Source organism: Thiothrix eikelboomii (genome assembly GCF_900167255.1).
GTDB lineage: Bacteria > Pseudomonadota > Gammaproteobacteria > Thiotrichales > Thiotrichaceae > Thiolinea > Thiolinea eikelboomii.
The window spans coordinates 56,665-79,073 of sequence record NZ_FUYB01000002.1 but is presented as its reverse complement, the minus strand read 5'-3'; the positions used below and the strand labels follow the sequence as shown (position 1 = coordinate 79,073).

20 protein-coding genes and 1 pseudogene are annotated in these 22,409 nt (G+C 44.2%); 14 read left to right on the top strand and 7 right to left on the bottom strand.

Annotated elements, in window-relative coordinates; translation table 11 throughout:
• Nucleotides 1-12 precede the first annotated feature (12 nt).
• Together B5D50_RS02270 and B5D50_RS02265 are read right to left on the bottom strand one after the other, a co-directional pair.
• Complete coding sequence (locus B5D50_RS02270) at nucleotides 13-426, bottom strand: FUN14 domain-containing protein (protein ID WP_078920962.1); 414 nt, start codon at nucleotides 424-426, stop codon at nucleotides 13-15.
• A gap of 91 nt (nucleotides 427-517) precedes the next feature.
• Nucleotides 518-2,098, bottom strand: a complete 1,581-nt coding sequence (locus tag B5D50_RS02265; RefSeq protein WP_078920961.1) for a hypothetical protein — start codon at nucleotides 2,096-2,098, stop codon at nucleotides 518-520.
• A gap of 559 nt (nucleotides 2,099-2,657) precedes the next feature.
• Here B5D50_RS02265 and B5D50_RS02260 point away from each other — a divergent pair.
• The 5 genes from B5D50_RS02260 to B5D50_RS02245 all read left to right on the top strand — a co-directional run bounded on the left by B5D50_RS02260 (nucleotide 2,658) and on the right by B5D50_RS02245 (nucleotide 6,478).
• Complete coding sequence (locus B5D50_RS02260; protein WP_078920960.1) at nucleotides 2,658-3,794, top strand: DNA cytosine methyltransferase; 1,137 nt, start codon at nucleotides 2,658-2,660, stop codon at nucleotides 3,792-3,794.
• Nucleotides 3,778-4,887, top strand: a complete 1,110-nt coding sequence (locus B5D50_RS02255) for a hypothetical protein (protein WP_078920959.1) — start codon at nucleotides 3,778-3,780, stop codon at nucleotides 4,885-4,887. Before B5D50_RS02260 ends, B5D50_RS02255 begins: the two co-directional genes overlap by 17 nt.
• Before the next feature lie 212 nt (nucleotides 4,888-5,099).
• Complete coding sequence (locus B5D50_RS02250; RefSeq protein WP_159448550.1) at nucleotides 5,100-5,705, top strand: hypothetical protein; 606 nt, start codon at nucleotides 5,100-5,102, stop codon at nucleotides 5,703-5,705.
• 112 nt (nucleotides 5,706-5,817) lie between these two features.
• Nucleotides 5,818-6,114, top strand: a complete 297-nt coding sequence (locus B5D50_RS20000; RefSeq protein WP_143594218.1) for a hypothetical protein — start codon at nucleotides 5,818-5,820, stop codon at nucleotides 6,112-6,114.
• Nucleotides 6,104-6,478: a hypothetical protein gene (locus B5D50_RS02245; RefSeq protein WP_143594217.1), complete on the top strand. Its 375-nt coding sequence runs from the start codon at nucleotides 6,104-6,106 to the stop codon at nucleotides 6,476-6,478. Before B5D50_RS20000 ends, B5D50_RS02245 begins: the two co-directional genes overlap by 11 nt.
• A gap of 437 nt (nucleotides 6,479-6,915) precedes the next feature.
• Here the strand turns inward: B5D50_RS02245 and B5D50_RS02235 are convergent.
• Nucleotides 6,916-7,635, bottom strand: a pseudogene (locus tag B5D50_RS02235) (IS1 family transposase).
• 398 nt (nucleotides 7,636-8,033) lie between these two features.
• Between B5D50_RS02235 and B5D50_RS02230 the strand changes: the two are divergent.
• From B5D50_RS02230 to B5D50_RS02200, 7 genes are all read left to right on the top strand, one after another.
• Nucleotides 8,034-8,522, top strand: a complete 489-nt coding sequence (locus tag B5D50_RS02230; protein ID WP_159448549.1) for a GNAT family N-acetyltransferase — start codon at nucleotides 8,034-8,036, stop codon at nucleotides 8,520-8,522.
• 88 nt (nucleotides 8,523-8,610) lie between these two features.
• Entirely contained in the window at nucleotides 8,611-9,024 is a 414-nt protein-coding gene (locus B5D50_RS02225) for an SRPBCC family protein (protein ID WP_078921247.1), read from the top strand.
• A 376-nt stretch (nucleotides 9,025-9,400) separates the two neighbouring features.
• Entirely contained in the window at nucleotides 9,401-10,882 is a 1,482-nt protein-coding gene (gene mqo, locus B5D50_RS02220) for a malate dehydrogenase (quinone) (protein WP_078920955.1), read from the top strand.
• 407 nt (nucleotides 10,883-11,289) lie between these two features.
• Nucleotides 11,290-12,603 carry an isocitrate lyase gene (aceA, locus tag B5D50_RS02215; RefSeq protein WP_078920954.1) on the top strand — a complete coding sequence of 438 codons (1,314 nt, stop codon included), beginning with the start codon at nucleotides 11,290-11,292 and terminating at the stop codon, nucleotides 12,601-12,603.
• 126 nt (nucleotides 12,604-12,729) lie between these two features.
• Nucleotides 12,730-13,218: a ribonuclease E activity regulator RraA gene (gene rraA / locus B5D50_RS02210; RefSeq protein ID WP_078920953.1), complete on the top strand. Its 489-nt coding sequence runs from the start codon at nucleotides 12,730-12,732 to the stop codon at nucleotides 13,216-13,218.
• A 130-nt stretch (nucleotides 13,219-13,348) separates the two neighbouring features.
• On the top strand, nucleotides 13,349-14,287 hold the full coding sequence (locus tag B5D50_RS02205) for a nucleoside/nucleotide kinase family protein (protein WP_078920952.1): 939 nt from the start codon (nucleotides 13,349-13,351) through the stop codon (nucleotides 14,285-14,287).
• Between the two features lie 98 nt (nucleotides 14,288-14,385).
• Nucleotides 14,386-14,946: a peptidylprolyl isomerase gene (locus B5D50_RS02200; RefSeq protein ID WP_078920951.1), complete on the top strand. Its 561-nt coding sequence runs from the start codon at nucleotides 14,386-14,388 to the stop codon at nucleotides 14,944-14,946.
• Between the two features lie 182 nt (nucleotides 14,947-15,128).
• On the opposite strand, the gene B5D50_RS02195 is transcribed toward B5D50_RS02200, so the two are convergent.
• The 4 genes from B5D50_RS02195 to phbB all read right to left on the bottom strand — a co-directional run bounded on the left by B5D50_RS02195 (nucleotide 15,129) and on the right by phbB (nucleotide 19,701).
• Nucleotides 15,129-16,211, bottom strand: a complete 1,083-nt coding sequence (locus tag B5D50_RS02195) for a TRAP transporter substrate-binding protein (RefSeq protein WP_078920950.1) — start codon at nucleotides 16,209-16,211, stop codon at nucleotides 15,129-15,131.
• Between the two features lie 62 nt (nucleotides 16,212-16,273).
• Nucleotides 16,274-17,986, bottom strand: coding sequence for a TRAP transporter large permease (locus B5D50_RS02190; RefSeq protein WP_078920949.1), 1,713 nt, complete (start codon nucleotides 17,984-17,986; stop codon nucleotides 16,274-16,276).
• A 49-nt stretch (nucleotides 17,987-18,035) separates the two neighbouring features.
• On the bottom strand, nucleotides 18,036-18,626 hold the full coding sequence (locus B5D50_RS02185) for a TRAP transporter small permease subunit (RefSeq protein ID WP_078920948.1): 591 nt from the start codon (nucleotides 18,624-18,626) through the stop codon (nucleotides 18,036-18,038).
• A gap of 334 nt (nucleotides 18,627-18,960) precedes the next feature.
• Nucleotides 18,961-19,701 (bottom strand): acetoacetyl-CoA reductase, encoded by a 741-nt coding sequence (gene phbB, locus B5D50_RS02180; protein WP_078920947.1) that lies wholly within the window; start codon nucleotides 19,699-19,701, stop codon nucleotides 18,961-18,963.
• Nucleotides 19,702-19,971: 270 nt separating this feature from the next.
• On the opposite strand from phbB, the gene B5D50_RS02175 reads away from it, so the two are divergent.
• Both B5D50_RS02175 and B5D50_RS02170 read left to right on the top strand, forming a co-directional pair.
• Nucleotides 19,972-21,435: a circularly permuted type 2 ATP-grasp protein gene (locus B5D50_RS02175; RefSeq protein ID WP_078920946.1), complete on the top strand. Its 1,464-nt coding sequence runs from the start codon at nucleotides 19,972-19,974 to the stop codon at nucleotides 21,433-21,435.
• Complete coding sequence (locus B5D50_RS02170; protein WP_078920945.1) at nucleotides 21,432-22,400, top strand: alpha-E domain-containing protein; 969 nt, start codon at nucleotides 21,432-21,434, stop codon at nucleotides 22,398-22,400. Before B5D50_RS02175 ends, B5D50_RS02170 begins: the two co-directional genes overlap by 4 nt.
• Nucleotides 22,401-22,409 lie beyond the last annotated feature (9 nt).

Below are 22,409 nucleotides of genomic sequence, written 5' to 3'. Positions count from 1 at the left end.
GGTTCATGGCGCTTAGCCGAATTTCAATCCCACTGCAAACCCGGTAATCGCACTCACGCCTTTGCTGGTAATTTGCGATAAACGATCCATTAAAAAGCCCCCTGACTGCTGTGCCAGCCCCGTTGCTGTCTCAGCAGCAGATTGCAATTGTGTATCGGAGACCTTAGTTAGGCCGTAATACTCACTAATAAAGAGTAAAACAATAGCGCCACCGGCTAAGAACAACGCAAGCTTTAACACTTTCTTGGCAAAAAAGCCCACCGCCAAACCAATCACAAAGGGTGCACCCACATTACCGATTAAAAAGGGGGCTGACAAAATATCGGTCGGCGGCAACTGTTCTTGCAGAGCTGCCACCGTTTCATTATTGAGCGTATAATCCCATGTTTGTACTGGCTGTGATTCAGGTGTGTAGTAGTTAGCCATTTATTTATTATCCTTATCAGAACACCGCTATTTTTATGTGTACTAGCCTAACCTATGCTTAAAACGCCTCAATATTGCTTTTAAGCATTGCTTAAAAGCGAGTCAAAGCCCGAAATTTTGGGGTTTCCGTACTGGGTTGGGTAATATATTCTTTAATACCCCAACAACCATAAAAAGCATTCGCCCGTGGCGAGGAGAAAGCCATAAATAGTTTGCCACCTGCTTTGCGAAAGCCATCGAGTAATTCAATATACGCGGCTTCCATCCGTGGGTCACGGTTAGCTTCAATCAAAATAGGGTTCGGATGCTCTTTTTTGGATTTAGTGCCGTAATGCACTAAATGTTGCCCGCCTTCATAAGCGCCTAAACTCACCCCATAAGGCTCAAGCAGCATCATGTGTTGATCAATCAAGCGCAAGGTTTGTTTAATCGAATAGGCTTGATTACCATTCACGAGCGAGAAAATATCATCTACGCTGCTCGCACGCATGAGTGAGTTTTGATCTGCATAGAAATAGGGAGCAATAGCGAAGAGGTCAGTTGATTTATATACTTCGGCGGCTTTTAAAATCACCGGTGTAGTCGCTGGATTGCCTGCCCAACCCCCTAATACCCGCACAAGACGTTGGCGATTGCCAAACACTTGCTCCCAAATCGCAAAAATTTCTTTACTACGTTGCCCATAATATTTAAGGCCTGCATTCAAGGGTACTGAATCTAAACGGGCTTGTTGCCCCATTTTAATCATGTATTGCGCTTGAGAGAACACACTATTCCAAGCTTCATTGGTGTATTCAACATAAGCCTTGAGGTTAGGGCGCAAGTTGCTACTAACATATTGAGCGTATTGACGTACAAACTCATTATCGGCACGATGGGGTAAATTAAACCATGCATTCGCATTTAAAGTATTCGCTAGCTGCACCATCACTTCTAAAGGTACGCCACGTACACCTTCGCGTCCCCCCCAAGTGGCCTCTTGTAGATGGGGACGTTGCGCCCAAGACTGTAATTCATTGCGGGTAATGCCTGACATATTCATAAAGCGCAGAGTGCGAAATTGCTTCATGAAGTTTAAGTAATCAGGATTAAACAAGACTTTAGAGCCTGCATCCGCAAACGCGAGATATTGGCCGCCCCCGCATTGCCCACCCGCATTGACGCGCTGATAAGGATTATTTTCACAAATCCCACCGGGCATGGTTACCCGAATATCACGAATCGGATTTTTCGGATCACTCTGTTCGATGACCAAGCCTGCGGAAATTTCACCATCGGCATTCGGTTTGAGGCTAATAATATCCCGTCCGGGTGCTTGCGAAACCGGAGTAGCACTTTCGCGATAACCGATTTTACCGCTACCTTCATAGCTTACGGTGTAATTACCTTGTGGCAAAGCTGCTGCGGGTATCCAACGTAAAAACCAAGTGCCTGCTTGGCCGCCATTGAGATTACTCACCCAGCCATTCGCGTCATAACTGATATTGCCTTTGGTGAATTCTTTATTCTCGCGAAAAGGCTCAGCGGTACGGAAGACATCAGCGAAGGGTAGGCTAGCATCAAAATGCACCGCCTCATTGGTATTGATGCCCACATAAGGCGTCATCGCGGCGGCGGGTAAACTGAGGCTGAGTAAACACAGTGAGGCTAACAGATGATTAAGTTTCAACATGAGCTTAAAATTTGATAACAGAGGATGGAGGCTGATTATGGCAAACAACAGGAGGCTAGTGCATTAACAAACGAGCAAAAAATCTTGATGCCTTATTAGCTGGGTTGCTGGTTTGGAGGCATGATGGTTTTTATGCTGGCTGCTGTAACCATAATGCCAGAGAAGGGGTGCTTGAGGGGGGTGAGCTAGTTGCTGTATATTTATCGGTCATCAGTGTCGTTGAAGTGTGCACGTATGTTCTATGCTAATCCCAGACTATACAGAATCCCGCCAAACAGCAGATGCAGCTTCGTTTTCTCAGACTATGCGGAATTCTCGACGAACCGTATAAGGGGTGTGTGTTCACTGATTGAGCATAGGCAGCCTATTCCGATATTCCAGAAGGCCACCTAATAAACTGTTGGCATTACAATATCAATTTCATCAACCTCTACAAAAATAATATTAAGTAAAAAACAATAAATTATAGGTCGCCATTTATTTAAATAAAGACTGCTCCCACCCACAGAATGTGATATAATAACGAACTCGATAAATTGTTTAATAATAGGTCAGGTCATTGATCAAAAATCTCAACGAAAAAACATCATATAATGCAATCAGCCTTTTTTCTGGTGCTGGCGGAATGGATATTGGTGTTAGAGAAGCAGGGTTCAATATTCTTGCAGAGATTGAAGTAGATGAACATTGCTGTTCAACTCTTTTAACTAATGCAGAACTTCAAGGTCATAAAACAAAAATCATCAATACTGATATTAGAGGTGTAACCTCAGAACAGTTAATGAATGATTTATCTATTAAAGCTGGTGAGTTAGACCTTCTTTTTGGTGGACCACCATGCCAGTCGTTTTCTTTGGCAGGGAAACAGCGTGGTCTAGAAGACGAAAGAGGAATGTTATTATTTGAATTCATTAGATTTGCAAAAGAAATAAAGCCCAAAGTAATACTTGTTGAACAAGTTAAAGGACTACTTTCCTCTAAAGGAAAAGAAAATAAGCGTGGGGAAGTTTTTGAAAAATTTTTAACGGAGTTAGAATCTATAGATTATATTCCAAAATGGCGTGTTATTATGGCAGCCGATTATGGTGTGCCTCAATTACGAGAGCGTCTTTTTGTCATCGCTACGCGAGGACACAATGGTTTTTATTTTCCTGAAAAGACACATGCACCCAAAGAAGAATGTAATGGTTTGTTTTCATATAAACCATACATTGGTATTGGTGATGTACTTGATAATTTGAATGCGCCACATCCAAAAATTAAAGGTAAAACCTTTTATGACAGTATGAATAGCCATGTTGATGTTACACCACAAAGGGATAAAGAGCGAATTTCTCAAGTTCCAGAGGGTTCTTATCTTGCTGCTCAGACACATCTTGGCGAGGAATTACGATGTGGTTTGTCACCAAAAGACACAACCAAATATTTGCGTTTGCACAGAAAAAGACCATCAAATACCTTAAGGTGCGGGGAAATTTTTTATCACCCTATAGAGGATCGATATTTAACTCCAAGAGAGTACATGAGAATTCATGGTTATCCAGATAGTTATGTTTTAAAAGGACCAATTAGATCAAGAACAGGCTCTGTATCAAATTTAGATCAGCATAGGCAAGTTGCAAATTCCGTTCCCCCCCCACTTGCAAAAGTTCTAGCACAACAAATAAAAGGATTTCTTGATGAGCAAAATATTTGAGCTTTATGGGTATAGACTCGATTATTGGAATGATGAAGCAATAAAAAATCGAGAAAAAGCAGGGTGTCCTTTTATGGATGCGGAATGCGATGGAGGTGGAAACCGTTATTCTTCAGCTTTAAACATCAAGAATTTTCCCGAATTAAAACAATACTTTCCCGGAAAAGAAGAAGTGCAATCAGGTGTTTGTTCTTTAAGATTGCGAGACTCAGACCAACCTTGGATTGTTTGCCCTCGTCGTTTGCTATCATTACGTGGTCAAGAACCACTTCATCAAACTCATGCAAGAGAGCAGCTTATAAAATGCTCTGGCTTAGAGAAAAATAAAATTTATCGCTCTTGGTCAGAAGTAAAAATGAAGGTTGAAACAACTAATGATGATGATGAAACAAAATCTTTTGACTACACATTTGATTATATAATTACTGGTTCAGGTCGAAAGAAACTATCAGAAACCGCAAAACTTCTAGGAAAAGGAGTTCAGGCAACTAAAAAAATAGCTGAAGAAAACGGTTATACTTTGGCATTCAGAGATAATGAGTATTGGATAGAAGATTTTCCAACCGATCCTATAGTCATAGTGGAAATAATGACATCTAGTACATCAGGTGGCGATAAAAAGAAACGTACTCAAATTTCTATGGCTTGTGAAGATGCAATAAAAGACCCTAAAAACCATAATGGCCCTGGAATAAATTATCGTCAAGTATGGGCAAGAATGGTCAGTCAACTTATAGTTAAATCACAAGTTGGAATTGCTTGGAATGGAAAGACTGTCTGGTTACTGCAAGATGTTCTAGCACAATATATATCATCAACAACGGCACTCGATTTATCCCGCTATATATCTGAAATACCTGACGAGGTAAATATTCTCGCATTTAGTTATGGTGAGATAGATGATAAAAATACGTCTCCTATAACAGAAATTAATAGTTCTATATTTTATTCAGGACCAATTACTCAAAAAACTGAAAATACAGGTGTGAAGGGTTTTGTTGAAATTGTCAAAATTGGCGCACCTCCTGAAAAAGAATTTTTGTGGCGTTCTTTATTTAGGAAATCTCCATCTGGAAGTGTTATTTGGAAATAGTTGTTAAGAAAATGCTAACAAGTTGCTCGACGACGGACGCGGTGACAGCCCGCGATTTTTAACGGCTTACTCCCCACCACGCCCGTCAATTCAAACGTTAGACACCAAAAATCGACCGCTCATCTGCAAGCAGAAAATAAATTTTACATAAACAGCACATTATCCATTAGCTGACAGCTATTTTATAGATTGACAAAATTATGAAAATTAACATGGATAGTATTCAACCAAATCGACCAATACCACCCACAAAAAATACTAAAGCCGATGCTTCTGCACCATCAGCCCAATCTGTTGCCAAATTTAATGAAGCGTTCAGTGCACCGCAGATAGGTGGTGCATTCCCTACTATCAACGAACGGCAACAGGCAGATGATGTCCTTATAAACAACCCAAATACCCAAGAGGCTTATTGGGTTTCTAATGGTGCTGCTCCAGATGCAGCGAGAGCAGCAGCACTAGGGGCAAGCATTTCCCCACCTAATATTCTAGATGACAAAATAGAAGCTACAGAAAAGTTCATCAATAATTATCAAGATATGAGAGATGCCAATACGATCGGGGCAGATAAGTATTTCCATTGCAAAGCTAACTGTGAGGCAGCACAAGTCAGTGATATTGGCTCAAGTGTTGCTAAAACCATCAGCGACACTAGAGAGTGGGTTGATCAAAATATAAAAGGCGATCCCGAAACTGCTAGCCAACAAGATCAACAAGCTAATTATTACGGTCGTGAACAAGGTTCAGATAACCTTAGCAAACTATGCACTGATATTTGCCAACCTTTCCGTCCTAACGGTTTAGACTCCAAATACTAGGATGGCTGTATCATGATAAAAAAGCCATCCATAATTCTAATCACCATAATTGCTTTAATAATCGCATATTTTTTATTTGTGAGTGACTATGTAAAAATCGACCGATGCCTTGATGCTGGAGGCAGATGGTCAAGTGATGAAAAAGAATGTGTTACCAAATAGTCTAACGAGTCATTCGACAACGGACGTTGGCGTAAGTTACCGCTTGTCGCTCATAACAGATCTTCCAAAGACTTTTGCAACAAAATCACCGCAAGCAAATTATATTCTTCATGTGTCTGTTTTGAACTGCAAGGATGGTAATACCATGAGCATAATGCCCATCAATCACTTTATTCATAAAGAATTCAATTCAAAATCAACAAATAGTTTATCTGATTCAGAAACCAACGCCACTTATGGTCAATAAGATTTTTATTGCTTTTTTATTTTCATCAATAATTATTGGTTGTGGATTAGATGACTATAGCCAGTCATTGATGAATGGTTATTATTACAACGACTGGGGAAGACATTTTATCACGTATAAAGATACTAAAAATAGCGAATTAATTGTGATCGATAGTGAAGTGATAAACTATCAAATAGAAAATGATATTTTATTGGCTTCGCAAATCCCGAAGATGCTGGAAGAGAAAAATAATCAATTCGTTTTTTGGTTAGTAGATACAAAGTCCAAGAAAGCTCTCAAATTTGAGAAAAAAGAAGATTTTGTTTTGGCAGCAAAAAACAAAGGATTATCAACAACGTCCATTGACAAAATAATTAATTAGTGTGCCAACAAATTATTCGACGACGGACGCGGTGACAGCATACGACTCCGATTCACTAACTCCCATCGCGCCCGTCAGCTTTGACGTTATCTGCACATAGATTCCTCACATACTTGACACAGTTCAGCAAAGAAAATACTGTCTAGTCTGTCCAGTTTAAACAGATCAGAATAGAAAAAAGAAATTAAAAATATGGGTCGAGGAAGACTTAAAAAAACGCTTTGAAAATCGGATTATCCCTATTGATTTAAAAGTTGTTACTAACTGGGGTTCTATTCAAGGTTTGGCAGAACTAGCAGGGAGGGCAATGCCAACCCTAGATGGGCTTATAGCAGTCTCAGGACTAACTTATAATTGTACTATAGCCACAAGAAGCACCTCAGATATGGAAAAAAGCACAGCAGAACTATTCAATCCTTGGGAATACAAAGAATAGGTCATGATTTAGAAGAGTTGAAGAAGGTACGATTAATGAACGCCCCAACGACCTTATCATGAATCACAATGGACTTAGAAAAGCACAGAGTTTTGCGAGCAAGGCGTTTAATCCGTGTACGGAAATTAAGATTTTGTCGCTCAATCGACTGGGTGTAGTGTTTAGTGATGAGGTGTTGGTTGGGTGGCAGTAACCGTTATAGGCCTCCCATCCATCCGTGCAATAGAGTCGAATATTGAAGGCTTGAAGTAAACCGAGGAGCCGTTTCAAGGTGTCATCCCTCCGTGTGCCTAGCTCATACGCTAATACGGTTTTGAGATGAGGCTGCCAAACATACCACAGCCAACGCGGCTGCTTTTTGTGCCCCACAAACGACCACTGCTCGTCCATTTCACACACGAGTTCAACCTTGTCAGACTCCATGACCGCTTGAATCGGTAGCGGGTTGACCTTGACGGGCTTTAATTTTTTTTAAGTGAGCGATCACCGTGGTGATACTCACGCCTAACACCCGACTCGTATCGCGCACTCCGCTGCCGTTCATTGCCATCTCAACGATCTTTTCGGGGATACCTGCTGTGTTACCTTCATAACGATAAGCCATTTGGAAACTGCGTTGACCGTTTCGACAACGGTAGCGAGGTTCTCCGCTACGGGCATAGCCATGTTTGTATACTAGCTCACTGTTACAATAACGACACTGCACATCTATCCTAGCCATCACTCCGTCCTGTGGAAATCATACGAGTGAAAGCCGTAGCGTAGCTCATGATTCCGTATCATTCAACTCTTCTAAATCATGCCCGGAAAGGGAAAAAACAGGCAGTCCCGGACCGCCACCCACAGCTGTTGTGCCCGCTGGAAAAATGGCTCGAAATGCCCAGAACCCTGTGCTATGTTTGACCACAATCAGGGCGGAAACAGGCAGGAAGGCAATGGGTAAGCAGCAGTTGGTGGGGAATCATCAGGCAACAGGGGCTGGCGGGGCGATGGGCAGAAAAAGCAATCCCCTTATAGATAAGGTGTCGGACTCCGTAGCACGCGGTTTCGTCCAACCAGACATTTATGCCCAGTGCGGCCGCACTCGGCATAAAATGCTTTAACGTTAGGCGTCGCAGAATGCAATACCGACTCACCGCCGTACCGATCGATCAGCTCCGAGAACTCTCCAGTGCGCGTCGACCCACGAACCTCGCGTTTGCCGTCGAAGAAGATTCGCTGCCGCCAGACTTCGTAGCAATCGAGTCGCTCAAGATCATTGAGAGTGAAGCAGGGCCGAGCTGGTGCACAACTTACTACATCGTCCGCAGCGAAGACAACACGATTGTCGGAAGCGGATGCTTCAAACGCCTTCCCGTTGACCGCAGTGTCGAAATCGGATACGGCGTCGCTCCTGTCGCGCGCAGGCGTGGAGCTGCTACGCAGGCAGTTAAAGAGTTCGTCAAGCTTGCCTTTCTCAATGGCATGGCTCAGGTGCTGGCCGAGGTCGAGGCTGAGAACACTGCCTCCGCAAGCGTTCTGGCGTCAGCAGGTTTCAAACTTGTGGGCAGCCGCGAGGATCCAGAAGACGGTCTAGTCGGCATCTGGGCGGCGAGCAGCGACGCCTAACCCTTCGCTCGAGCCAAGCACCACGCCGGTTGTCGTCCGCTAAGTTCAAATGTTGGCCGTTACAACCCTCAGCAAATCGGAGTCAGCCATGAGAATCAAAGTCGAAACTGAAGTTGCAGCACCACCTAAAGAGGTTTGGGAGGCTTGGGTAACGCCGGATCAAATTACAAAATGGAATTTTGCGATCGAAGAGTGGTGCTGCCCCAGCGCGGAAGTGGATTTGAGAGTCGGGGGTAAGTTTAAGTACCGCATGGAGGCTAAAGACGGATCAGTTGGTTTTGATTTCGAAGGCGTCTTCACCAAGGTTGTGCCACAACAATCGCTGCACTGCGAACTTGGAGACAACCGGATCGTAACCATCGAGTTCATGCAGACCGCGAATGGAACGAGGGTAGCCGAAACATTTGATGCAGAAGGTGAGAATTCTGCAGAACAACAGAGGCAAGGTTGGCAGAGTATCCTCAACAACTTCAAGAAGCATGTCGAAGTCCAAAGCGGTTAACAATTCGTTTATAAATAAAGAGCCAACCAGTTGCTTGACGACGGACGCGGTGTAAGAAATTTAGCCCACAATAACTTGACCAGAGCCGATGGACTTACGGTTTAGCACCGCTAAGTCCTTAACCTCAGATGTCGACAATATCATAGTTTTATACCTAGCCAGATTTTAGAGCTTATTCAGCTAAATTTATAAAAATCATTGAATTTAAAAGGATAGTCCCGTAAATACTGCTTTGCAGCAAGTCAGCAGTCTGTCTTTCGTTGTTGCACTGCGATTGTCGACAATACTGCTAAAAATAATCGCTTAACAGGTGGAAATTAAGAGACAGTCATTTTATCATCTACGCTTTCGTAAGACTCAAGGTGTAAGGAGCGTCATGACCACTAATCACGTCGATGTATTACTTGTCGGAGCTGGAATAATGAGTGCCACCCTTGGCGTCTTGCTAAAACAGCTTGATCCCACGCTAAAGCTGGCTATTGTTGAGCAATTAGACGATGTTGCACAAGAAAGTACCAGCGGTTGGAATAATGCAGGTACCGGCCATGCGGCTTATTGTGAGTTAAACTACACCCAGCAAAACCCAGATGGCACCGTCAATGCGGATAAAGCCTTCGCAATCAATGCTTCCTTTGAAACCACTCTGCAGTTTTGGTCATCCTTGGTCAACCAAGGCATTCTACCTGAGCCTAGCGCTTTTATTAATCCTACCCCGCACATTAGCTTTGTTTGGGGGCAGTCTAATGTAGATTATTTACGCGCTCGCTACGCCGCTTTAAAGAGTCATCACTTATTTAAAGATATGGAGTATAGCGAAGATAGGGCAGTCTTAACCGAGTGGATGCCTTTAGTCATGGACGGGCGCGATCCTGATCAACCTGTCGCTGCTACGCGCGTGAAATATGGTTCAGATGTCAATTTCGGGGCTTTATGTCGTTATTTAATTCATGCTTTGAAAGATCAAGGTGAGTTTGCGCTGTTACTCAAGCATAAAGTCAAAGCGATGGAGCGACTCGAGGATGGTAAATGGCAGCTTAGTTTAGACAGTGCTGAGGGCAAAACGGTTTATACCAGTGATTTCGTGTTCCTTGGCGCGGGGGGAGGGTCTTTACCCTTATTGCAAATGTCGAAAATCCCTGAGGGTGACGGTTATGGTGGTTTTCCGGTCAGTGGCCAATGGTTAGCTTGTAAAAACCCCGCTGTGGTCAATCAACATTTAGCTAAGGTTTATGGCAAAGCGTCGATTGGCGCACCGCCTATGTCTGTGCCTCATTTAGATACCCGGGTGATTGATGGTGAGCATGCATTATTATTCGGACCTTTCGCTGGTTTCTCCACCAAATTTCTTAAGCAAGGCTCTATTTTTGATGTGATTTTGTCTTTACGCCCTAAAAATTTATGGCCGATGCTAAAAGTAGGCTTGACGAGCTTCGATTTGATTCGCTACTTGGTTTCTGAAGTCCTGCAAACTGAAAAATCACGATTAGCTGCCTTGCGTGACTATTATCCCAATGCTCAGGATGAAGATTGGCAGCTATTGATTGCAGGTCAACGGGTGCAGATTATCAAAAGTGATCCTAAGCTCGGTGGTAAATTAGAGTTTGGGACTGAAGTGGTGGCAGCGGCTGATGGAAGTTTAGCGGCCTTGTTAGGGGCTTCACCCGGAGCATCTATTGCCGTGCCTGCTATGGTGCAAGTGGTAGAACGTTGCTTTAAGGAAAAATTAGCGACGCCAGAATGGCAAGCACGTATGAAGCAGCTGATTCCTTCGTATGGTCAGTCCTTGATTAAGGATGCTGATTTGCTAGCAAGGGTTCGTCAACATACCTTGAGTACTTTGGGTTTGAATCCCGTGTAAGCAGCTTATTTTCAGAACTCATTTGAGATCAAACAGTTAAAAGGCCGTCATTTAAAAAAGCGGCCTTTTTTATGCCGATTCAATCCCTTGAATGAATAAAATTTTGGGCAAGTTGTTAAGCTATTTTTCATAAGACTTCACTAAAGTGTTCTACAAATTTTTTCTCCCTCGAATTGCTGCGCCGCATTATTTTATTAATTTTAGATAAATAAAATGTTTTATTTTCAATAGTTTACTTGAAACGAATGAGTTTTTTTTCGTGTGTATACAGTATTGAAAAAATTAATGATTAGGATTGAATATTATTGATTGTCGACATAGTTTGCGCTCACGTACTATCGAGTCATGGTGTTATGCAAGGGCAGAGCACAATAAATTTTGATTGATTGACTTCGAGGACTTTTACCATGACTTTATCTCGTCAAGAGCAAATTGCCGCTTTGGAAAAAGATTGGGCAACTAATCCACGTTGGAAAAATGTTAAGCGTGGTTATAGTGCGGCTGATGTCGTGCGTCTACGTGGTTCAATGCAGCCTGAATATACCTTAGCCCAACAAGGTGCTGAGAAGTTATGGAAGCGTGTGAATGGTGAGGCAAAAAAGGGTTATGTGAACGCTTTTGGTGCGATCACTGCAGGCCAAGCGATGCAACAAGCTAAAGCAGGCTTAGAAGCGGTTTATTTATCAGGCTGGCAAGTCGCTGCTGATGGTAATACCTCTGAAACTATGTACCCAGACCAATCTTTGTATGCTTACGATTCAGTACCCACGATGGTGCGTCGGATTAATAATACCTTCAAACGCGCCGATGAAATCCAATGGTCACGGGGCATTAATCCGGGCGACCAAGAGTTCGTTGATTATTTCTTACCAATCGTAGCAGATGCTGAGGCCGGTTTCGGTGGTGTACTGAATGCCTTCGAATTAATGAAGAATATGATCGCGGCAGGTGCTGCGGGTGTGCACTTTGAAGATCAATTGGCGGCAGTCAAGAAATGCGGTCACATGGGCGGTAAGGTTTTAGTGCCAACGGGTGAAGCCGTTGAGAAATTAATCGCTGCGCGTTTCGCTGCGGATGTGATGGGCGTGCCAACTATCGTGTTAGCACGGACTGATGCAGAAGCGGCGAATCTGTTGACTTCCGATCATGATGCTAATGACAAAACGTTCTTAACGGGTGAACGTACTCAAGAAGGTTTCTATCGGGTACGTAATGGCTTAGAGCAAGCCATCAGTCGTGGGATTGCTTATGCACCTTATGCTGACTTGGTATGGTGTGAAACAGGTACGCCGGATTTAGGTTTTGCGCGTGAATTTGCTCAAGCAGTGCAAGCCGCATGCCCGGGCAAATTACTGTCTTATAACTGCTCGCCTTCTTTCAACTGGAAGAAGAATTTGGATGATGCGACTATTGCTAAATTCCAAGATGAATTGTCTGCTTTAGGTTATAAGTATCAATTCATCACTTTGGCGGGTATTCATATCAATTGGTTCAATACCTTCCAATTCGCGCATAACTATGCCCGTGGCGAAGGGATGAAACATTATGTGAATATGGTTCAAGAGCCAGAGTTTGCAGCTCGTGAGCAAGGTTATACCTTCGTGTCTCACCAACAAGAAGTCGGTGCTGGCTACTTCGATGACGTAACCACTGTGATTCAAGGGGGTTCTTCTAGTGTAAAAGCCTTAAGTGGTTCTACTGAAGAAGAACAGTTCCATTAATAACTCGTGTTTGTTCCCACCCTAAGCCTCTGCAAAGGGAGATGGGATAAAAGACGGTACTTTTATTGAACCCTTCACCCCTTGAGGGGGAAGGGTTGGGATGGGGTTTATCCTTAGGAGATGCTCATGACCGATTTCAAAACCGCTGATTTACTTGATGCTCACGAAGATAAACCATTGCAAGTCGCGCAGCCCGGTCTCCACAATTTTGGTGGACGTAATAAATTCTATGGCGAAATCGTTACCCTCAAAATTCACGAAGACAATTCCTTAGTCCGTGAATTCGTTGCAATGGACGGCAAGGGTAAAGTATTAGTGGTCGATGGGGGTGGTTCGACCCGCTGTGCTTTACTTGGCGATATGCTCGCTGAAAAAGCCGCAAAAAATGGTTGGAATGGGGTGATTGTCTACGGCTTGATTCGTGACTCTGTCGATATTAAACAGATGGATCTTGGTGTGAAAGCCCTCGGCACGATTCCATTAAAAAGTGTGAAACGTGGCTTTGGCGTAAAGGGAGAACCCGTCCATTTTCATGATGTGACTTTCACCCCTGGGCATTATGTGTATTCGGATGAAGATGGCATTATTGTCTCACCACTGAATTTAATCGCTTAGTCGCTCATTGCCAGCCACCTCTCAACTATTCCCTTAGGAATAACTCGGATTATTTAAGCTGCTTTAGGGATATAGACGCTTTGCCCTGTTATGATTAGTGTACAGGGCATTGTTTTGCGAAGAGGCGTATATGTCAGCAGAATATCCTATTGTAGCGATTACCGGTGCTTCCGATTACAGCACCTCCATGATTACTCAGGCTTTACAGCATATTTTTTACCGTGAGCGGATTAAGGCGGTCTACGTTTCTGGCAGTGGCTTTCACCGCTATGATCGTAAAACTATGCAAGTGGAAGTTGAAAAAGCGCATGCGGAAGGCCGTAAACTGAGTCATTTTGGCCCTGAAGGTAATTACTTCGATAAACTAGAGTCGTTATTTTTTCAATACGCTGCTACCGGAACTGGGCAGTTTCGTTATTATTTGCACTCGGATGGCTTTGCCAAAGAGATGGGCTTAGAGCCGGGTACGTTTAGCCCGTGGTTGCAAATGGATCCCGATAATGATTTGTTGCTATATCGTGGTTTACATGGCGGGGTAATCCATGAGGATATTGATATTTCCAGTTATCCTGATTTGCTCATTGGCGCGGTGCCGAGTATCAATCTGGAAATGATGCGGCGGATTGATCGTGATTTGCGCCAAGGTTCGTCGGAAGAAGCCGTGCGACAGGTAGTCTTGGATCGTTTGCCCGATTACGTACAATACATTACGCCCCAATTTGGACGGACTCATATTAACTTCCAAATTATGCCGATGGTTGATACCTCTAATCCTTTCCAATTTGATGAGTTACCGAGTTTAGAGGAAAGCTATTTAGTGATTCATTTCCAAAAATTGACTAAGCAATTTGATCTGCCGAAGTTATTAAAGCTGATTCCCAATTCGATGATGTCAAGACGTGATCAGATGGTCGTCCCAGGGCCACAAATGAAAACGGCAGTTGAAATTATACTCATGCCCTTAATTACCCAACTGATTGAAAAAAGTCGGCAGATTAAAGGGATTAGTGAAGTCTCTCCGACTCGTGGAGCGGGTATCCTTGGTTTTAAAGGCCAGCTAGTGAGCTAAATACCTTCCCCTAGCCCACTTGCTGGTAATGGCATGCATCATAAAGATAAGTTATGATGCGCGACTTTTAAAAATAAGCTAACAAGAGGGCATAGGCTATGAAAAAAACCTTATTAGGTTTGGCATTTGCAGTAGGCTTAGGATTAGCTACTGTCGTTCAGGCAGCGGACAATCCTAAAGTATTGATTGAAACGAATAAAGGTAATATTACTCTTGAGTTGGATGCTGAAAAAGCACCTAAAACCGTCGAAAATTTTCTTGCTTATGTGAAAGATGATTTTTATAAAGATACGATCTTTCATCGAGTGATTGCAGGTTTTATGATTCAAGGCGGTGGCATGACTGCTGATCTGAGTGAAAAAGCTAAGCAAGCGGCGATTAAAAATGAAGCCAATAATGGCTTAAAAAATATGCGTGGCACTATTGCTATGGCTCGTACCCCAGATCCTCATTCGGCTAGCTCGCAATTTTTCATTAATGTGGTCGACAATGATTTCTTAAACTTTACCAGTGAAACTGCCCAAGGCTGGGGTTATGCGGTATTTGGTAAGGTGACTGAAGGAATGGAGATTGTGGATGCGATTGCTGCGGTCAAGACAGGCGCTCAGGATGTACCTGTGGAGGCAGTGGTGATGAAACAAGTATCGGTGCTTGAATAAACTAAGCTAAGCAAATGAGCGAGTCCGCTCTAGCCACCTTATCGAGTCAGGCTACGGCTCAGCACAAGGCTGAAAGCCTAGGGTGTAGATCCTACTAAAGGAGATAAAACTCTCCTTTAGTAGGGTAGTAAGGCCAAGCTAGTGGCTGATTAGCTTAAGCTACGGGTGATTTTGACACCACATTAAAGCTTCTGTGACTGCATATAACTGTCAAAGCCAAATTCAGTTACCCTAAACCACTGGTTAGCATCCCGGCGGAAAGCAGCGAAGTCCGTGTAAATTTTCTTCCAGTTGGCATTCTTTTCTGAGAGTTCAGCATACAGCTCTTCCGCTGCTTTGAAGGCCGCATCCATAATATCTTTTGGCATTTGTTGCAGGGTTACGCCTTCTGCAATCAGCTCTTTGATTGCTTTGGGGTTACGGGAATCGTATCTTGCCTGCATTTCGACATGCGCATAGGTAGAGGCGGCTTGGATGATGGCTTTGTTTTCGGCAGATAAGCCTTCAAATGCCTTACTATTGACATACAGTACTAATTGTGGACCACCTTCCCACCAAGCTGGGTAAACATAGTTTTTAGTTACCTTGTGGAAACCAAGTTTTTGGTCATCATAAGGGCCAACCCATTCGGTCGCATCAATCGTACCTTTTTCGAGCGCTTGGTAAATTTCGCCGCCCGGAATGTTTTGAGGTACACCACCAATCCGCTCTAGGACTTTGCCACCAAAACCACCGATCCGCATTTTCAGACCCTTGATATCCTCAAGACTCTTGACTTCTTTGCGATACCAACCACCCATTTGTGCACCCGTATTGCCCATAGGGAAGTTAACAATATTGTAATTTTTGTAAAACTCACGGAACAAGCTTAGGCCATTGCCATCATAGAACCATGCATTCATTTGGCGCGAGTTCAAGCCAAATGGAATGGCGCAATCCATTGCAAAGGTTTCATCCTTACCAAAGAAATAGTAAGGCGCAGTATGGGCACATTCGACGGTACCTTGCTGTACACCATCGACGACACCGAAAGGAGGCATCAGCTCGCCACCCGGATGGACAGAAATCTCAAACTTCCCACCGGACATTTCTTTAACTTTGGCAGCGAAGGTCTCCGCTGCGCCATAAATGGTGTCCAGTGTTTTTGGGAAGCTAGACGCCAAACGCCAACGAATAGCGGGGCTTTCTGCCCTTACTGCAGGTGCTATGCCAGTGGCTAGAATACCTGCTAGACCCGCCTGTTGAATAAACTTACGTCTTTCCATTTTATTCTCCTCATCACTCAATCAATTTAAATCAAACGCATTAACTGTCCCAAACCAAGCGCTCAGTTATTTTCCTTAAGCGACTTCATAATGGGGTCTTCTTCGGTTTTGGGTGGGTCATTCGAGTAAGCTCCTGCACCGTAACCGGAGGGTACATTAATCTCAATCGTATTCAAGTCAACATCCGCCTTCTTGTCTAGGTTGCCCGTCACTAACTGAGGGAAGGCAATGATCATACCGATCATAATGATCTGAATGATAATAAAGGGGATCACACCCCGGTAAATCTCCAAGGTGGCAACGGGGGCAATTTCCTTGCGGGTAATCCGGTCAAGATAAGACTTTACGGGAGCAACACTACGGTAATAGAACAGCGAGAAGCCCACCGGAGGTGTTAAAAATGAGGTTTGCAGGTTCATCGCTAGCATGACCCCTAGCCACACGAGATCAATATTCAAAGCCGCCGCTACTGGAATGAGCAAGGGAATAACAATGAAGGAGATTTCAAAGAAATCCAAGAAAAAGCCCAAGATAAACACCAGCAGATTGACAAAAATCAGGAAACCAATAACACCGCCGGGGATCATGCTAAACATGCTGTGAATCCACTCAGGACCATCAACGCCTTGGAAGCTTAGGCTAAACACCGTTGCTCCGATCAAAATAAACAGCACAAAACTGGATAACTTCAGGGTCGCTTCCATCGCCTGTTTCATCTGCTCTAGACCGAGCCGTCGCCGTGCAAAGGCTAATACCAGAGCACCTACAGCACCCATAGCACCACCTTCAGTCGGAGTCGCCCAACCCAAGAAAATAGTCCCCAAGACTAAGAAAATGAGTGCTAGAGGCGGTATCAGCACAAAAGTCACCTGCTGCGCCATTTTTGATAGCAGACTAATCCTGCCTTGGGTCATCAAGCCCAAAGCACGATTGATGAGTGCCAATACAAAAGCGATCCCAATCCCAACGGCCATAGCTAAGACCACGACATTATCCAGCGCTTGGCCACTGAGCTGGGTTTTAGCATAAAGAATTGCGCCCGCAGTCGATACCGCAATCAAGATCCAAAGTGAGGTATAACCTGAATGTCCCTTCTCATCACGAAAGACTCGTGCTTCCACTGGCAAAGCAGGTGCAAGCTTAGGCTTGATGATAGTCACGATCAAAATCCACAGGACATACAGGCCAATCAGTGCCATTGCTGGCATCAAGGCCCCTCGATAAAGGTCACCCACACTGCGGCCAACTTGGTCAGCAATGACAATCAACACCAATGAAGGTGGTACAATTTGTGCCAAAGTGCCGGAGGCAATAATAGCACCACTGGCAAGGCGGCGGTCGTAACCATAACGTAGCATGATCGGTAAAGAGATCAAGGCCATCGAAATAACTGATGCAGCCACTACGCCAGTAGTTGCCGCCAATAAAGAGCCGACTAGAATTACAGCAAACGCCAAGCCACCTCTGACCGCTCCAAACACTTGACCAATGGTTTCTAGCAAATCCTCAGCCATGCCCGATCGCTCTAAGATCAAGCCCATAAAGGTGAAGAAGGGAATGGCTAACAGCGTATCATTTTTGAGAATGCCAATAATGCGTAAGGGGAGGGCATTGAGCAAAGACTCCATACCGGGTACGCCTGCCCAAACTGCGAGCCAACCAAAGAACAGCCCACAAGCTCCCAAGGAAAAGGCTAGAGAATAGCCCATTAGCAGAAATAGGATCAGCCCACAGAACATAATTGGGGCAAAGTTGGCAACTAAAAATTCTGTCATAGTTATCCTCAGCTATGGTGGTTACTTAGAGGGCAGGCATCAACAGGGCCTACTTTTGCCCTTGTATAATTTGTTGTTGGATATGTTCAGCTAAAGCTTGTTCAGCATTGGTTTCTTTCACCTCACCGGGGTCTGGACATAAACCTTTGAGGAAACCAATACGTTTAATCAGTTCAGAGAGACCTTGCAAACCCAACAGAAAGAAGCCAATAGGAACTAGAGCATAGACTGGCCAACGGATGAGTCCACCTGCATTTTCAGACATTTCACCGGATTTGTAGGCTTGGACTAAAATTGGAAACATTTCAACAATGACAAAATAAACCAAGGGAAACAAAAACATAACAATCCCAAATATCTCAATCTTGACTTGGGTGGGGCGTGAAAAACGGGAAATAACGACATCAATCTTGACATGCCCCTGCTGCAGCATGGTATAGGATGCACCTAAGAGAAAAACCGCAGCGAACAAATACCATTGTGCTTCTAGGTAAGCGTTAGAGCTGGTATTGAATAGTTTACGAATAATCGCATTGCCTGCGCTGATTAAGACCATGACTAATACTAGCCACATGACCGAACGACCGACCCAGTAGCTGAGTTTGTCAATCGCGGCCGACAGGGACAACAAGCCCTTCATAGTGTCTCCTCCATTTCAATCTTTGCTGCTTAGACCAAAGTTGACTTGATTTTGTTGCCAAAACGATACATCGCATCCTACTGCACTTATTACCCAATTAGCAAACCCTAAAATGGTCTGACCACTTTAGTTTTCTTCCAAACCAATCACAGTGCTTAGCAGAGTGTCCAATAAAGCCAGCGCATTCTAATGCATTAATTGGTTGATTAGCAAATCTTAAATTGGTCTTACCAATTGAAATTGACCCACTTAGACGCTAGAGTATTGACGGAAATAAAAAAGCCGCTACTTAAATGCAGCGGCTTTTAAATAATAGTGCGCTTAGATCTGGCTCTTAGCTCATGTGATTCCCACCGTTGCACGCGAAGTTTGCACCTGTCGTGAAACCCGCCGCATCGGAGGCTAACCAATTCACGATCGAGGCAATTTCCTCTGGTGTGCCTAAACGTTTGACAGGAATGGTAGCAACAATTTTCTCTAAGACATCTTCACGAATGGCTCGCACCATATCCGTGGCGATATAGCCGGGGGAGACAGTATTCACCGTGACGCCTTTACTCGCAACTTCTTGAGCTAAGGCCATCGTGAAGCCGTGCATACCGGCTTTCGCTGTTGAATAATTGGTTTGGCCTGCTTGACCTTTTTGACCGTTTACAGATGAGATATTAATGATCCGACCCCAACCTTGCTCGGTCATATCATCCACGACTTGCTTGGTGACATAGAATAAAGAGTTCAGATTGGTATCAATCACCGCTTTCCAATTTTCGAGGGTCATTTTGCGGAACATACCATCTTTGGTAATACCCGCATTATTGACGAGAACACTAACTACACCGAGATCGGATTTAACTTTGTCAAAAGCTGCTTTGGTGCTGTCCCAATCAGAAACATTCCCCTCGGAAGCGTGGAATTCAAAACCTAACTCCTTCTGTTCTCCAAGCCAGCGGTCTTTGCGTGGTGAATTAGGGCCGCAACCTGCGACCACGGTAAAACCTGCTTTAGACAAGGTTTGGCAAATTGCTGTGCCAATCCCACCCATACCACCAGTAACATAAGCTACTTTCTGAGTCATGTGACTTTTCCTCCTGATTATTGGTTTGGAATACGCACTATATAATAGATTTCAGTCTGCACAACAGAGTAATATCATTGAGAAGTTGCTGTTTCTAACTCATTTACCACCACAGTAGGCATAACGCGGCCTCATACAGTCGCTAGACTGGAGAGTTAGGGGCATTTGTGAGTTAGCTTCAGCGTACTGACTGAATGTGAAACTCAATAAGCAAATTTCTAGGCACACAAATTGCTTGTTACCTAATAACATTAAAAAAGGAAGCTGTGTATGAATCAGGAGTGGAGCTGTTATAACCCGCAGCCGTTTCATGACGAGCTAATGCTTGCTTGTCAAGAAAGTCGGCCGCATAGCCGGAAGTTAGTCGATTATCTCAAGGATTTAAGTCGTGCTGAGTTTTGTCATCGAGTGGCAGAGTCAGAGCGTGTCATTCGAGAAATGGGCATTACGTTCACGATTTATAGTGATGCGGGCAATATCGACCGGGCTTGGCCTTTTGATTTAATTCCTCGGGCTATTTCAGGGAGTGAATGGAGTCGCACTGAAACAGGGCTAAAGCAGCGTATTCGTGCACTCAATAGCTTCATTCAGGATGTTTACAATGAGCGTCGGGCGATTCGCGATGGCATTATTCCTGAAGATGTGGTGATGCAATCGAAAGGCTATCGTGAAGCTTGTGTGGGGATGACACCGCCGCATGGTGTGTGGGCAAATATTTGCGGCTCAGATTTGGTGCGACATAGCGATGGGGTTATGTATGTGTTGGAGGATAATTTACGAGTACCTTCTGGGGTAGCCTATATGTTAGAAAATCGGCGGATTACTAAACGAGTCCTGCCAGATATTTTTAATTTATTGCCGATTAGCCCGGTTAGCCCTTATCCCGAACAGCTCTACACGATGCTAGCTTCCTTACGCCCTGATTTAGAGCAACCGACCATTGCCTTACTCACCCCCGGTATTTATAACTCAGCCTATTTTGAGCATGCTTATTTAGCCCAGCAAGCGGGCTTGGTTTTGCTGGAAGGCGCTGATTTGATGGTGGGTAAAGATAATTATGTCTATATGAAAACCATTCAAGGTCCAGAGCGAGTGGATGTGATTTATCGGCGGATTGATGATGATTTTATTGATCCTGAAGTTTTCCGTAAAGACTCGATGCTGGGGATACCGGGGATTATGCGTGCTTGGCGTGAAGGTAAAGTGGCGATTGCTAATGCTCCGGGTTGTGGCGTTGCCGATGATAAAGTCATTTATGCCTATGTGCCGGATCTGATTCGTTATTTTCTGAATGAAGAGCCTTCTTTGCCGAATGTACCGACTTGGGTCTGTCGCAAACCCGAAGAGCGTGCTTATGTTTTAGAGCATTTGCCGGAATTAGTCGTGAAGCCTGCGAATGAATCCGGTGGTTATGGGATGTTAGTCGGCCCGCATTCTAGCCCAGAAAAGGTCGAGGAGTTTCGGCAGCTGATTCAAGAAAATCCGAATAATTATATTGCCCAGCCGACCTTGAGTTTGTCAGTTAATCCAACGTGGTGTGATGATAAAATTGCTGCACGGCATTTAGATTTGCGTCCTTTTATTTTGAGTGGCAAGGATATTTATGTGACTCCGGGTGGATTGACACGGGTGGCGATGGTGGAGGGGTCTTTAGTCGTTAATTCCTCGCAAGGTGGGGGCAGTAAAGATACTTGGATCGTGGATGATCAAGCGTGGGAAGGGGGGGTGCAATGATGTTATCACGTGTTGCCGAGCGAGTTTATTGGATGGCTCGTTATTTAGAGCGGGCTGATAATACCGCACGCTTGATTAGTGCTCATACCATGCTCTTGATGGATTTACCCGAAACTTTAGAGTTTGACTGGTTTACGCCGGTGGTGATTTTTAATGCTGAAGAGCAATACACCAAAAACTACCCAGAAATTAATGAAGAAAACGTGATGCGGTTTTTAATTGCAGACCGCGATAATCCATCTTCACTCTTAGGCTCATTTGCGAATGTGCGTGAAAATGTGCGTACTTCCTTGGATTTACTGCCGGAGGTCATTTGGGAACAGGTTAATCAGACCTATTTGCAGCTACAAGCGGCTTTGCCCTCCCTGAGTAGCCGGCATAGTCGGCAACGAGTCTTGCGTGAGGTCATGGCTGCCTGCCAACGGATTCGCGGGGTTTTAGAAAACCATTTAAGTCGTGATCATGCGTTTGATTTCATTCAAATTGGCAAGCATGTTGAGCGTGCTGATATGACGAGTCGTACTTTAGAGATGACCTCTTTATTACTCGCCGAAGATCGTAGCCATGCTTTGCGCCGTTATGAAAGTATTTTGTGGGCGAGTTTGCTCTCAGCCTTAGGCGCGCAGCAAATGTATTTGCGACATAAAAACTCACGAGTGATTGCCCGTGATGTTTTAGAGTTTCTTTGCCAAGATTTAAAATTCCCGCGTTCTTTACTCTATTCTTTAACAGGCGTTAATTTTTACTTAGCGCGCTTACCCGGCCCCGATCAGGTGCGTGCTAGGAGTTCGCGGATTGCTGAGCAATTCGCTCAACAAGAGATTAGCGCGATTCCGGTTGATCAAATTCATTGGTTTATGGATCGGCTGCAAGCTGATTTAACCGTCTTACATGGTGAGATTGCCCATACTTGGTTTTATCCCGAAACGGATTTTTCCCAATTACAAGTACAGGCACAGAGTTAATCGAGGACT